The following is an 11,582-nucleotide window of genomic DNA, read 5'->3' on the forward strand; positions in this document are numbered from 1 at the left end:
CCCGCCTTAATCAAACAAACTGCTCACGCTGCTTTCATCCGCAATCCGGCGGATCGCTTCGCCGACCAGCGGCGCCATGGTCAGCACTCTGATCCGGTCAGAAGCCGCGCAGGCCTCGGTCGGCAGGATCGAATCGGTGATCACCAGCTCTTTCAGCTTCGACCCGTCGATCCGGGCCACCGCGCCGCCCGACAGAACGCCGTGGGTGATATAGGCGGCAACCGATTTCGCGCCGCCCGCCAGCAAGGCCTCCGCCGCATTGCACAGCGTGCCTCCAGAATCGACGATGTCGTCGATCATGATGCAATGGCGCCCAGAGACATCACCAATGATATTCATAACCTCCGATTCGCCAGGGCGGTCACGGCGTTTATCGACGATCGCCAGCGGCGCATTGTCGAGCCGTTTGGCCAGCGCACGGGCGCGCACCACGCCGCCAACATCGGGGGAGACAACCATCAGATCCTGATCGCCGTAGCGGGCCTGAATATCGGCCGCCATCACCGGGGCGGCGTAAAGGTTATCGGTCGGGATATCGAAGAAGCCCTGGATCTGCCCGGCGTGCAAATCCACCGCCAGCACGCGGTCTGCGCCCGCCTCGGTGATGAGGTTTGCGACCAACTTGGCCGAGATCGGCGTGCGCGGGCCGGGTTTCCGATCCTGCCGGGCATAGCCGAAGTATGGCACCACCGCCGTGATCCGCTTGGCCGAGGCGCGTTTCAGCGCATCGATGCAGATCAGCAGCTCCATGAGATTGTCGTTCGCCGGAAAACCGGTCGACTGGACGACAAACACATCCTCGCCGCGCACGTTCTCGTGGATCTCGACGAAGATTTCCTCATCGGCGAACCGGCGCACGCTAGCATCGGTCAGAGGCATTTCGAGATAGGCGGCGATCGCCCGGGCGAGCGGCAGGTTTGAATTGCCGGACATGATTTTCATGGATGCGAATCCCCGCGTGCAGTTGATGGCGGTTCACCTAGCCCAGACTCGCACCAACACAACAGTGGCCGCCGCCCATTTGTCCGCAATTGGGTTGGGGGATGGCTTTAGACGCTCCCTTCGATGCGCAGTTGGAAAATCAGCCCTTCTTGCAGGACTCTGTTCTCGCTAAAGGCCAACGGGTCAGTCCGGCGGCCGGCAAACACCAGCCGTTCCCCCGATCTCTTGTCGTCCAGCACATTGATAAGCGCAGCCTGCAGCGTCAGGCCCATAACATCCTTGTGCTCGACGAACAGCTCAGCATGGCCGGGGCTGCGCGTTTCGCGAAAGACGCTATCGAGCCGGACAGTCGCCGCATTCCGATCATTTTGCCAACTCGCGCCCCAGGCGATATCGGTGCGCGGAATGTCGTGGCGCAAGTCCACCTTCAGACGGCGCTGGCGATTGCGCGAAATGGCGCGCCGCTGCCCCGTCAGCGGATCCTCCACCCGGCTACGCTCCAGAGCCAGCGAGGTGTTGAGCCGTGCGCCGTCCCAACCGATCGCTTCGCCTAAGAACGTGCTGGTCCATTCCACGCCATAACGCCGCGCGCGGTCGATATTGCCAGGGGCCTCGCCATCCGCGCCGATTGGGATCTGGTCGACAATATCGCTGATCCATTCGCTGTACGCTCTCAGCGTAATGCTACCCGCCTTACTCAGGGCCTGCGTAGCCTCCAGGTCCAAGACCCAGCTTTGAGGCGGGCGAAGGTTGGGATTGGTTCCGAGGTCATCACCGTTGTTGGGATCAATCGAGGCGATGAAGTCGAAAAAATTGAGCTGGCCAACCTCGCGCGACAGGCTGGTCGATACATCCAGCCGGGGTGAAGCCCGCCATGCCAGCGCCACCGAGCCTTTTGGCCGCACGAAACTACGTGTGAGATCCGCAGCGCCTGATTGGCTGATCCGTGAATATTCCGCGCCAAGCGAGCTTTGCAACGAAAGGTTCGCCGACAATGACCGGGCATAGTTCACAATTGCTTCAGCGCGCTCTTCCTCCACCCGGCTGTCGGGAAATTCGATGTCTTGCAGCAGCCCATCACCACCGCGCACAGCGAGCGCATTTTGCACATCAAGGCTGTTGAGCGCCCCTTCCAGACTCAATTCCCAATTTGCAGGCCCAGCCGACCAGCCATATTCCGCCCGCGCAATACTCTCAATCGCTCGCGCATCGCGGCGAAAGTCGGTGCCAGCAACCGGTCTGCCATCGGCAAAACTGGTAACCACCGAAGGCGCTCGCGAGGTATCGTCCGAGGTATGCAGGCCGATCAGCTTGAGCCTTCCGCCAGCAAGGTCGAATGCATAATCGCCGCCAATCTCATATTTGGTGCGCCGCTCGTCGCGAACGAGGTTTCGCGTTCGATCTGGCGCTGCCTGCGAGACGGCAGGGTCAAAGCGCAGCGAGTTCTCCGAAAACTCAAACCACAACATTTGCAGCTCAGCATTGAGATTGAGGATGTCGCCGCCCGATCCCGTGCGCTTAATGCTGCCCGACACCGTGGGCTGATCACCGATGAAAAACTGCTCATCGATCCGCGAGATCTAGCAAATTGCCCGCCGCATCGCGGACAAATTCCTGACCAAACAAGCGCGAGCGGAGCTGATCATGGTCCAAAGCCAAGGACCAAGACAGCCGCTCATCGCCTCCATTTACAGCGAGATTTGCTTTGGCATATTGCGGCGGCGCGCCATCGGTTCCTAATCTTGCCTGATACGCAAAGCTGCCTGTGATGCCTCCGCTTTGGCGGACAACATTCACGACCTGGCCCACCAGCCCTGAAATCCCGAGGCTTGTGCCATCGATCACCTCAAGCCGGGCCACATCAGAGGCCGCGATGCGCGAAAGAACTTCCAGCGCATCTTCCGCCTTGCCCGGAATGCGCTCTCCATCGATCAGGACATTCGCGCCGCCTTGGCCCAAGCCTCTGCGATCATCGGCCAATGCGATGGTGAAGCCGGGCACCTGCTGTACCATGTCAAGCGCGGTGCGCGGCGCAAACTGCGCAAAATACGCCTCTTCATAAACCACAGGATCAGCCGATGGAGGAGCAGCGCCATCCTGAGCGACCGCGGGCGAGGAACCTATGGCGCTGAGCATGGCCAGAGGCAGCGCCACAGAGAGCGAAAGCAGTAAGTGGTTTTTTGCAGAATGCATCAAGCATCACCTTCAAGAACGGAAAGAAGGCTGCCCAGCTATCACGCAAGCTGGGCCCTGCTATGGATCGATTTGCGCCGCGGGTGGTGCAATTTTTGACCTTGACGATGGTTGCCGAACCGAGCCGCTTTAAACTCGGCTACTCGGTGGGCTCACCCGCATCAGGTGTACCAATCGCCTCCTCAAGGAACTGAAGAATGCGCGGCCATTGATCCTTGCGGGCGGCCACATCGCCATCCACGCTTCCGCCCATGCGCCCTAGGGTTCGGCTATCGCTTTCGTGAATGCCCTCAGCCGGGCCAAACGCCCAATGACCGGCATCGTTATATGCCAGCAGCTCGGCCGAAACGTTTGGGCCGCTTGCGGATCGCTCCTCTAGGGCGCGGGCCATGCGGCAGCCGGGCCATAAGTTGTCTTCCTCACCGCAGATCAACAAAAGCTGCGCATTTGTCTGCTCGATTGGAATGAACGCATCGGGATGCTCATTCGCCATGTCCCTGCTCTGTTTGAATATCTCCAGCCGCGGATCATCTCCGCTAAAATAGTCGAGCCAGGGGAGCGTGGCATAGGGCAGGTAGGCAACCGGTTCGCCGTTTTCGCTCCATGAAGACGTGAACTGCGACATATCTAGGCTGTCAAAATCGAACCCCTGCCACACTACATCGCTTGGCATGGCTGCGACCACCACGCCAACGCGGTCATCGCGGGTGGCGAGCAGCAGCGCGCCTTCCGCACCCTTTGAATGGCCGATCACCGCGACTGGGCCTTGGCGTATGTTCGGATTTGCCGAGAGCCAATCGAGCGCCGCGTCAAAGGTCTCCAGGGGCACCATATTGAACGAACGATTGCTGTCCGATGTAGCGTAATAGCTTTGATAGAGAACCGAATAGCCTTCCCTCGCGAGCTGCCGCGCAAAGCCGTTGCGGTACTCACGCAAACCGCCCTCAGAACCGCCAAGCAGCAGGATCGCTGGTCTCGGTCCGTCGCCCGCGCCCGGATAGAAATTGGCCGGAAGGCCGCCAATGGAAACGCGCTCTCCGCCCTCGCCCGCCTCCATGACGATGATCGCTCGCGGCTCCCGCGTGAACCAAAGATATGCGTTCACCCCGATGAAGGCCACAATGACAGCCAGAATGCCAAGACCCCATTTGTACCGTCGCTTCATCATCTCATCCTTTGCGGCGGGATCATACCGTCTGAAGGGTTCAGCGCCTAGATGGCTTGAAGGACTTAGGCCTGCGTCAATGCGTCCCGCACGCTCGCCATATTGCGCCGGCTTACGGGCACTGTGCTGCCGTCGGACATTGCCAGTTTTCCCGTGCTGGCGCTCTCGCGGGTTAGAGATTTGACGCAGGACGCGTTGACTATGTGCGAGCGGTGCACACGGATAAAGCCGCCTGACAGCTCTCGTTCCAGCGCGGCGAGGCTGGCATTGTACAGAGCGCTGCGTCCGCTGCGCAGGAACACCTCGACATAATCGCCCGCCCCGCTGAAGCGCACGATGTCGCTGGCATCGACAAATTCAACCTTGCCATTGCTGGTGAGCTCAATCCGCTTTGGCGCGCTGTCCTCAGCCACCGGGGTATCGGCCAAATCGCCGCCGCGCGCTTGCTTGAAAAACAGCCACAGCAGGCCCGCTGCGACCATCAGATAGAGCACGGTGTCGAGAAAGAACCCGCCAAGCCAATAGATCGCCGCCGCCAATGCCCCGCTCGCCAGCGCAAGCCACGCGCCGCTGCGATTGCCTTGCGCGAAATATGCGGTGGCGCCTAGCTAATCCTGCTGCGAGCAAGGCGGCGATAAAGACAAAGCCGGTTTTCAGATCAAAGCCGGGCTGAAGCGCGCTGATCGCCAGCATCACAGCAAGCACCGCCGCCAGGGCGAGCAGACGCCGTCGCGGATATGGCCGGAACAGCCGCAGCAGCACATAGGCGGCAAAGCTCAAGCCCAGAGCAATCGCGAAAGTGAGGATCAGCGATAGCCGCAAATCATGCAAAGGATAGGGATAGGGCACGATATCGCGCGCCGCCTCAGCCGCGAGTTGCAATCCAGCGGCCAGCGAGAGGGCGGCGATCAGCGCGGACCCCTCCCGATCATCGCCGCGCAGGGACCGCACACCGAAGAAAACAAAGCCAGCGACAAACAGGCCCAATGTGATCAGCGCAAACCATGTCGCGGGCCCAGGCTTACGCGGATCACGATAGGGCGCGAGGGCAATATTGTGGATCGGCGAATTGAGCGTGATGCCGCCGTTCATCGAGGACAGCCGCAAGACCAGCCGGTTCTTGCCCGGCTTCAGCGTGCCTTCCGGGACAAAGAACACCGCATCCATATCGCCGGGCTCTTCGCTGCTTTGCGATGCGCCTGGCCTGCCGTTCGTGCCAATCGGCACGCCATTGAGGCTCGCCTCGCTAGAGGCCTTTGCGCTCACAAACAGTCCAAGCGGCCTGCCGCCTTCCAGCAGGGCTGGCTCTGCCTCAAACACGATTTGTGCCCACAGCATCCGGTCCTGCGGGTCGGCCTGATAAAACAGCACGGATCGGCAATTCGTACCCGCAAAATCCGGGGCCGCATCAGAGGTCAAATCCGCATCACAAACCCGCGCGGGGGAATCGATAAAGCTCTGATAATCCCGCGCCTGCGCATGCACCTGTGCGGGGGCAGAAAACGTCAGGAATGACAGCAAGAAGATGGCAAAGCGCAGCACTGCAATTCCTATAGCTTCCGATAAACGGGAAGTCCCCCCGCTCACCGATTAGAACCCCCCGTTAACAGATCGGCCCCTATTCAAAGCCCCGATTTCCGCCAGTTTCAGGCTCAATCCACGATCAACCAATCGGAAAGAGCCGCAATGAAAAAACCACACTTGATCAGCGTCCTTGCACTCGTGCTGGCTGCCCCCGCCCTCGCCTTCACGCCCAACGCGGCGGACGCCGCACCCAATGAAGAAGCCATCACCTTTGAGGCGCGCAGCGGCGAGAGCGTGGAGGCCTTTCAAGGCACGCTGACCGTGCCGATGAACCGCAGCGATCCGGCCAGCGGCACGACAGAGCTCGCCTATGTGCGCTTCCCTGCCACGACAGACACACCGGGCAGCCCGATTGTCTATCTCTCAGGCGGCCCCGGCGGCTCTGGAATTGGCACCGCGACAGGGCCGCGTTTCCCGCTGTTCATGGCGATGCGCCAGCACGGTGATGTGATCGCATTTGACCAGCGCGGCACCGGCCAGTCTCAGCAGCCAGAGCGCTGCACCTCCAGCGTCACGATCGGTGAAATGGAGCAGATCAGCGATGCAGAGCATGCCATGCGTTACCGGCTGGCGGTGCGCGAATGCGCGGCGCGCTGGGCTGAGCAAGGCGTTGATCTGCGCGGCTTCAACACCGCCGAAAGCGCACAGGACCTTTCAGACCTCCGACAGCACCTTGGGGCGGAGCAAATTTCACTGTGGTCGATTTCCTATGGCAGCCATTTGGCGCTAGCCGCGCTGGCTGCAATTCCGGACGAGCTCGACCGGGTGATCATGGCGGCGACCGAGGGCCTTGATCAGACGGTGAAACTGCCATCGCGCACGCTCAGCTATTTTGAGCGCTTGCAAGCCGCCGTCGATCAGCAGCCTGAAGCAGCGCAGCTCTATCCCGACATATTGGGTCTGATCAGCCGCGTTCACGCCAAGCTCGACGCCGAACCGATGACGGTCACCGTGCCGAAGCGTGACGGAACGACCTATGACCTGCTGCTGCAAAAACGACATTTACAGCAATTTATGGGCGGTCTGATTTCTGATCCGCAATACGCAGCAGTCATGCTGATGATGTACCGGCAGATCGACGAAGGCGACCCGACCTTGATCACCTTTGTGCTGCAGCGTTTCTGGACCCCGGACGAGCCGATCACATTGTCGGCCATGTCACTGGCGATGGACCGCGCATCCGGCATCACGCCCGCCCGGCTCAAGGCATTTGAGCAGCAAACTGCGGCCTCTCCCGTCGGCGCTTTTCTGAACTTTCCGATGCCGCAGATCCTCGCCGAACTGCCAGAGATCGACGCGGGTCCCGATTTTCGCGATGGCCCATTCGGGGACACGCCAGTCTTGATGCTGACCGGAACTTTGGACGGACGAACCTATCCCGAGGGGCATGCCGAGGCGACTGCAGGGCTAAGCAATGTCGAGCAGATCATAGTCGAGAATGCAGGCCACAATCTGTTCATGACCTCCCCGCAAGTTGGCGAGGCAATGCACAATTTCATGCGCGGCGAAGCGGCCAAGTCGAACCGGATTGTCGTCGAAGCGCCGGACTTTGCAAAACTGCCAGACCTGGGGGGCTGATCGCTGCAAGGGGCGCATTGTCCGTGCCAATCCGCCAATAAATCAGCCGAGTTGAGGCGGACAGACGGGAGGTCGAGTTTCGCATGATTGACGGACGGTGACATTTGTCACCATATGGCGACATGAAACCTTCCCCCAGTGAGCTCTTGATCTTAAAGCATGTGTGGTCGCTTGGCACGCAAAGCGTTGGTGAAATCCATCGCGCGGTGGCGGGTGAGCTCAGTTGGTCACGGTCTTCAACGCGCAAGACCGTGGAGCGCATGGTCGACAAAGGCCTGCTGTCCATCAGCGAGCAGCACGGCATTAATGTCTACAAGGCCAAGGCGAAAAAGGTGCCTACGCTGGCATCGATGATCCGCTCATTCGCGGCGGATGTGTTGGGCCTGGACGGACCCCTGCCGGTTTCCAGCCTGGTGAACAGCACCATTCTCGACGACAGCGAATTGGCCGAGCTCGAACAATTGCTTGGCGAAGCGCAAGCGGATGGCACCCAGACCGCAGGCGATGGCGAGGCCGGTGCATGAGCGGCGCTGGCGTCTATCTGGCATCATTACTGGTGACGGGCGGCCTAATGGCTGGGCTCGCGCTGATCATCGGCCTTTGCGATTCGAGATTGCGGCACTGGCCCGCCCTGTGGGCGACCTGTCTGACCACGAGCCTTGCCGTCCCGGTGCTGGGCTGGCTTTTGCCTGATCTATCCCACAATTTCGCCCCGCTCGCCGCCGCGCCAGACCTGCTTCAGGTGTATTCAGGCAGCGCGCCTCTGATCGCTGAGACCTCAAGTGCAACGCTATCAAGCATTGGCAGCAATACTGCGCTTCCGCTCGCTGCAATCGGGCTGGCGCTTTATATTGGCGGAGCGGCATTGCTGTTGCTGCGGCTGGCGATGGGACGCCGCAGAGCAATATCCATAGCGCGCCGGGCCGTTCGGCGGATCAGTCCTTCCGGCGCGTCTTACTGGATTTCAGATGAGGCGGCCGCACCCTTCGCGCTGGCATCAATCCGCAGAGCCGGTTCAGGCCGGATCGTCATCCCCTCAGGTTTCCTCGCGGCACTATCTGATGAGGCCCTCGAAATGGTGATCCGCCATGAGCGTGAGCACCTCAATCGCCATGACGATCCGCTGGGCCTCGCGCTGCGCGTGATTGTTGCACTGACTTGGATCAGTCCGTTTTCGCATTTCCTGTTCGCGCGCTGGAGTCTCTGCACAGAGATCCAGTGCGATCAGGCAGCGGTGGCGGGACGATCTCCACACATGCGGAGCGCCTATGCAGCCATGCTGCTCAAGGCGCTTCACATAATGGCGGGCCGGGTACGGCAATACCCGGCCCCCACCTTCTCAACCCAGCGTCTAAGGAACGAAAAGATGAGAATTACCCAAATAATGGCCGGAACCCCGGCAAGTTTCAAGCACCGGCTCCCGCGGGCGCTGCTGTCTGCGGCGGCCATCGGCATTGTCGGCATCGGAGGGGCCTCCGTCGCGGCCACCGCTGAGGCCGATGGCAGCACCGCCAATGCGGCCAGCCCTGTCGTGGTCAGCCAGGCGGCGTCCGTGGCCAGTTCGACGAGCATCGTTACCGGGAAAATCACTTCAAAGTTTGGCCCCGCGCCTGATCCCTTCAACAAGGGTCAGACCCGCCAGCATAAGGGCATCGATATCGGCGCGCCGATTGGCACTCCGATCCATGCGCCCGCCAGCGGGACGATTGTGGTCGCGACAGATCTATACGATGGCAAACCGGCATATGGCATCGTCGTGCTGCACCGCTCGCAAGATGGCCTGCTGACCCTGTTTGCCCATTTGGATGGCTTCACGGTCACGCCAGGCCAGACCGTGGCGAAAGGCGAGAAAATTGCGACGGTCGGCAACACCGGAAAGAGCACGGGGCCCCATGTTCATATCGAGACCATTCGCGATGGACAGCATATCAACCCGCTGGTGGCATGGCCTCAACTGATGTGATCGCCAACGCGGCAGGAATTAGGAAGGGCGTCCATATCGGGCGCCCTTTTTTGTTTTGAATAACGGCAACCTCACTTGGGGGCGCTGTCTGCTCGAAACTTCATAAGCAACATCGCGATCAGACAAAGCAAGGGCGACCACAGCAGGAGATTGAACAACAAGAGCTCAATCCTTGGCTCATCGAGTAGGTTGAGCAGTGAAGAAACATAGATCTCGAATGGGTTAACATTCCACCAGAGCGCCATCAAAAGACTGATGGGCAAACTCAAGACAAGAGAGAGTTTGAGTGCTTTCATCTTGGCCTCTCAGTCGCCCCCTCAGACCTTATGCTCACCACGGATCCACCTTACGGTGCCGCTGCTCGCGCGCATCACTACGCTGTCGGTGGTCATAATCGTCTCGCCGGTTGGTTTGCGGCGGCGCTTTACTCCGTCGAGCAGCGAGCCTTGCGTCACGCCGGTGGCGGCAAAGATGCAATCGCCGCTTGCCAGCTCTTCCAGCTTATAAATGCGGTCAAATTCAGTGATGCCCCATTTGCGGGCGCGGGCCTTTTCATCCTCGTTGCGGAACACCAGGCGGCCGTTGAACTGCCCCCCGACACAGCGCAATGCAGCGGCGGCCAGCACGCCCTCTGGCGCGCCGCCCTGGCCCATATACATGTCGATATTGGTTTCCTCATCCGTCACCGCGATGACGCCAGCAACGTCGCCATCGCCGATCAGCACGACGCCGCATCCGAGTGCGCGCAGCTCCGCAATCATGTCCGCATGGCGCGGGCGGTCGAGCACGCAGATGATAATGTCGCCCGGCTCCACCCCTTTGGCCGCCGCGACCGCTTTCACATTGTCCGTCGGTGATTTGGCCAGATCAATCACGCCCTCGGGATAGCCCGGGCCGACCGCGATCTTGTCCATGTAAGTGTCAGGCGCGTTGAGCAGGCAGCCTTCTTCTGCCGCCGCCAAAACGGCCAGCGCATTGGGGCCAGCCTTTGCGGTGATGGTCGTGCCTTCCAGCGGATCGAGCGCAATGTCGATCTTTGGGCCTTTGCCGGGCGCGCCGCCCACCTTCTCGCCAATATAAAGCATCGGGGCCTCGTCACGCTCGCCTTCGCCGATCACCACGGTGCCGTCCATATACAGCGTGTCGAAGGCGCGGCGCATCGCCTCCACCGCGGCGGCATCGGCGGCTTTCTCATCGCCCCGGCCAACCAATTGCGCAGCGGCCACGGCGGCCGCCTCTGTCACGCGCACCATTTCCAGCACCAACACCCGGTCGAGCGCGTTCTCCTGGCCCTCATCCTTGCTGGCGAGCATATCTGTTTCAGCGGGGGTGTTCATGACGAATTCATTCCTTACAGGGTGTGTGGCCGCCAAGCAGGCGGAACGCTTTGGCCTTGGGTCAAGCGCTTAGACAATAGGAGCAAGCCTTGTCGAGCAGCAGGTCGAGCGAACCGGCAAAGATTGTGCGCAATTGCCCGCATCTCTTGGCGATTTCTCCTGCTGCCGCCGCGCTGCTCTTCCTCACCGCTCCTGTGCATGCCCAAGATGACAGCGCCGTGTCTGATGCGGAGGTTTCGCAAACGGATCAGGCAGATGAGGAGCCGGAAGGCGAGGATGAGCCGTTTCGGATCGACCTTACCGTTACAGTCCCGCGCGGCGAGGTGAACCAGAGCAATGTGCGCGCCTGCGAGGAAGAGGCCGATGCGGCGAGCATTTCTGGCGATATCATCGTCTGCCGTCAGATCGGTGAGGACAATTCCAATTATTACAGCGGCAGCCGCGAGGATGCGCAGCGGCGCTATGCGCAAGAGACGCAAAACGCAGGCACCTTGCCGCCGCCTGATGTTGCGGGGGCGGGAATATTTCGCGGACCAGCCACGGTCGGCGGATTGTGCCTGATCCCGCCATGCCCGCCCGAGGCTGCGCTGCTCATTGATGTGGAGGCCCTACCCGAGGCTCCCGAGGGATCGGATGCAGACCGGATTGCGCGCGGCCTACCGCCGCTGGGCGACCGCGAGCTGACCGAGGAAGAAGAAAAAGCCCGCCGCGCGGCGCTGGGGGTGCCCAGCTCCAGTCTGGATGGGCCTGAGTGATTCTTGAATTCCGCACATCATCCGATGTGCGATTTCCTCGCTCATGCGATCAAAGATCGCGTCGC

Annotated in this window: 12 protein-coding genes; 4 read left to right on the forward strand and 8 right to left on the reverse strand. The window is 60.8% G+C overall.

Annotated features, from left to right (window positions below; translation table 11 throughout):
- Positions 1-6: 6 nt before the first annotated feature.
- The 6 genes from AC0V6U_RS13300 to AC0V6U_RS13325 all read right to left on the reverse strand — a co-directional run bounded on the left by AC0V6U_RS13300 (position 7) and on the right by AC0V6U_RS13325 (position 5,842).
- Entirely contained in the window at positions 7-942 is a 936-nt protein-coding gene (locus AC0V6U_RS13300; RefSeq protein ID WP_472643622.1) for a ribose-phosphate pyrophosphokinase, read from the reverse strand.
- Between the two features lie 107 nt (positions 943-1,049).
- Entirely contained in the window at positions 1,050-2,477 is a 1,428-nt protein-coding gene (locus AC0V6U_RS13305; protein ID WP_472643623.1) for a TonB-dependent receptor domain-containing protein, read from the reverse strand.
- Between the two features lie 28 nt (positions 2,478-2,505).
- Positions 2,506-3,135 carry a TonB-dependent receptor gene (locus tag AC0V6U_RS13310; protein WP_472643624.1) on the reverse strand — a complete coding sequence of 210 codons (630 nt, stop codon included), beginning with the start codon at positions 3,133-3,135 and terminating at the stop codon, positions 2,506-2,508.
- Between the two features lie 139 nt (positions 3,136-3,274).
- On the reverse strand, positions 3,275-4,300 hold the full coding sequence (locus AC0V6U_RS13315) for an acyl-CoA thioester hydrolase/BAAT C-terminal domain-containing protein (RefSeq protein WP_486169492.1): 1,026 nt from the start codon (positions 4,298-4,300) through the stop codon (positions 3,275-3,277).
- Positions 4,301-4,365: 65 nt separating this feature from the next.
- Positions 4,366-4,728: a LytR/AlgR family response regulator transcription factor gene (locus tag AC0V6U_RS13320; protein ID WP_486169493.1), complete on the reverse strand. Its 363-nt coding sequence runs from the start codon at positions 4,726-4,728 to the stop codon at positions 4,366-4,368.
- Positions 4,706-5,842, reverse strand: coding sequence for a hypothetical protein (locus tag AC0V6U_RS13325; protein ID WP_472643627.1), 1,137 nt, complete (start codon positions 5,840-5,842; stop codon positions 4,706-4,708). Before AC0V6U_RS13325 ends, AC0V6U_RS13320 begins: the two co-directional genes overlap by 23 nt.
- Positions 5,843-5,986: 144 nt before the next feature.
- Here AC0V6U_RS13325 and AC0V6U_RS13330 point away from each other — a divergent pair, with 144 nt between their 5' ends.
- The 3 genes from AC0V6U_RS13330 to AC0V6U_RS13340 all read left to right on the forward strand — a co-directional run bounded on the left by AC0V6U_RS13330 (position 5,987) and on the right by AC0V6U_RS13340 (position 9,425).
- The gene (locus tag AC0V6U_RS13330; RefSeq protein WP_472643628.1) at positions 5,987-7,462 is read left to right on the forward strand and encodes an alpha/beta fold hydrolase; all 1,476 of its coding nucleotides are present in this window, start codon (positions 5,987-5,989) and stop codon (positions 7,460-7,462) included.
- Between the two features lie 122 nt (positions 7,463-7,584).
- Entirely contained in the window at positions 7,585-7,986 is a 402-nt protein-coding gene (locus tag AC0V6U_RS13335; RefSeq protein WP_472643629.1) for a BlaI/MecI/CopY family transcriptional regulator, read from the forward strand.
- The gene (locus AC0V6U_RS13340) at positions 7,983-9,425 is read left to right on the forward strand and encodes a peptidoglycan DD-metalloendopeptidase family protein (protein WP_472643630.1); all 1,443 of its coding nucleotides are present in this window, start codon (positions 7,983-7,985) and stop codon (positions 9,423-9,425) included. The genes AC0V6U_RS13335 and AC0V6U_RS13340 overlap by 4 nt, the downstream gene beginning before the upstream one ends.
- A 71-nt stretch (positions 9,426-9,496) precedes the next feature.
- Here AC0V6U_RS13340 and AC0V6U_RS13345 read toward each other — a convergent pair whose 3' ends face one another.
- Both AC0V6U_RS13345 and glpX read right to left on the reverse strand, forming a co-directional pair.
- Entirely contained in the window at positions 9,497-9,721 is a 225-nt protein-coding gene (locus AC0V6U_RS13345) for a hypothetical protein (protein ID WP_472643631.1), read from the reverse strand.
- A 21-nt stretch (positions 9,722-9,742) separates the two neighbouring features.
- Complete coding sequence (gene glpX, locus AC0V6U_RS13350; protein ID WP_472643632.1) at positions 9,743-10,762, reverse strand: class II fructose-bisphosphatase; 1,020 nt, start codon at positions 10,760-10,762, stop codon at positions 9,743-9,745.
- A gap of 89 nt (positions 10,763-10,851) precedes the next feature.
- Between glpX and AC0V6U_RS13355 the strand changes: the two genes are divergently transcribed.
- Complete coding sequence (locus tag AC0V6U_RS13355; RefSeq protein ID WP_472643633.1) at positions 10,852-11,517, forward strand: hypothetical protein; 666 nt, start codon at positions 10,852-10,854, stop codon at positions 11,515-11,517.
- The last annotated feature ends 65 nt before the right edge of the window (positions 11,518-11,582 follow it).

The sequence above is a fragment of the Erythrobacter sp. W36 genome (assembly GCF_057364935.1).

Coding starts and splice junctions, on each gene's coding strand:
- AC0V6U_RS13300 (WP_472643622.1), bottom strand. CDS start 942: ATGAAAATCATGTCCGGCAATTCAAACCTGCCGCTCGCCCGGGCGATC.
- AC0V6U_RS13310 (WP_472643624.1), bottom strand. CDS start 3,135: ATGCATTCTGCAAAAAACCACTTACTGCTTTCGCTCTCTGTGGCGCTG.
- AC0V6U_RS13315 (WP_486169492.1), bottom strand. CDS start 4,300: ATGAAGCGACGGTACAAATGGGGTCTTGGCATTCTGGCTGTCATTGTG.
- AC0V6U_RS13330 (WP_472643628.1), top strand. CDS start 5,987: ATGAAAAAACCACACTTGATCAGCGTCCTTGCACTCGTGCTGGCTGCC.
- AC0V6U_RS13335 (WP_472643629.1), top strand. CDS start 7,585: ATGAAACCTTCCCCCAGTGAGCTCTTGATCTTAAAGCATGTGTGGTCG.
- AC0V6U_RS13340 (WP_472643630.1), top strand. CDS start 7,983: ATGAGCGGCGCTGGCGTCTATCTGGCATCATTACTGGTGACGGGCGGC.
- AC0V6U_RS13345 (WP_472643631.1), bottom strand. CDS start 9,721: ATGAAAGCACTCAAACTCTCTCTTGTCTTGAGTTTGCCCATCAGTCTT.
- glpX (WP_472643632.1), bottom strand. CDS start 10,762: ATGAACACCCCCGCTGAAACAGATATGCTCGCCAGCAAGGATGAGGGC.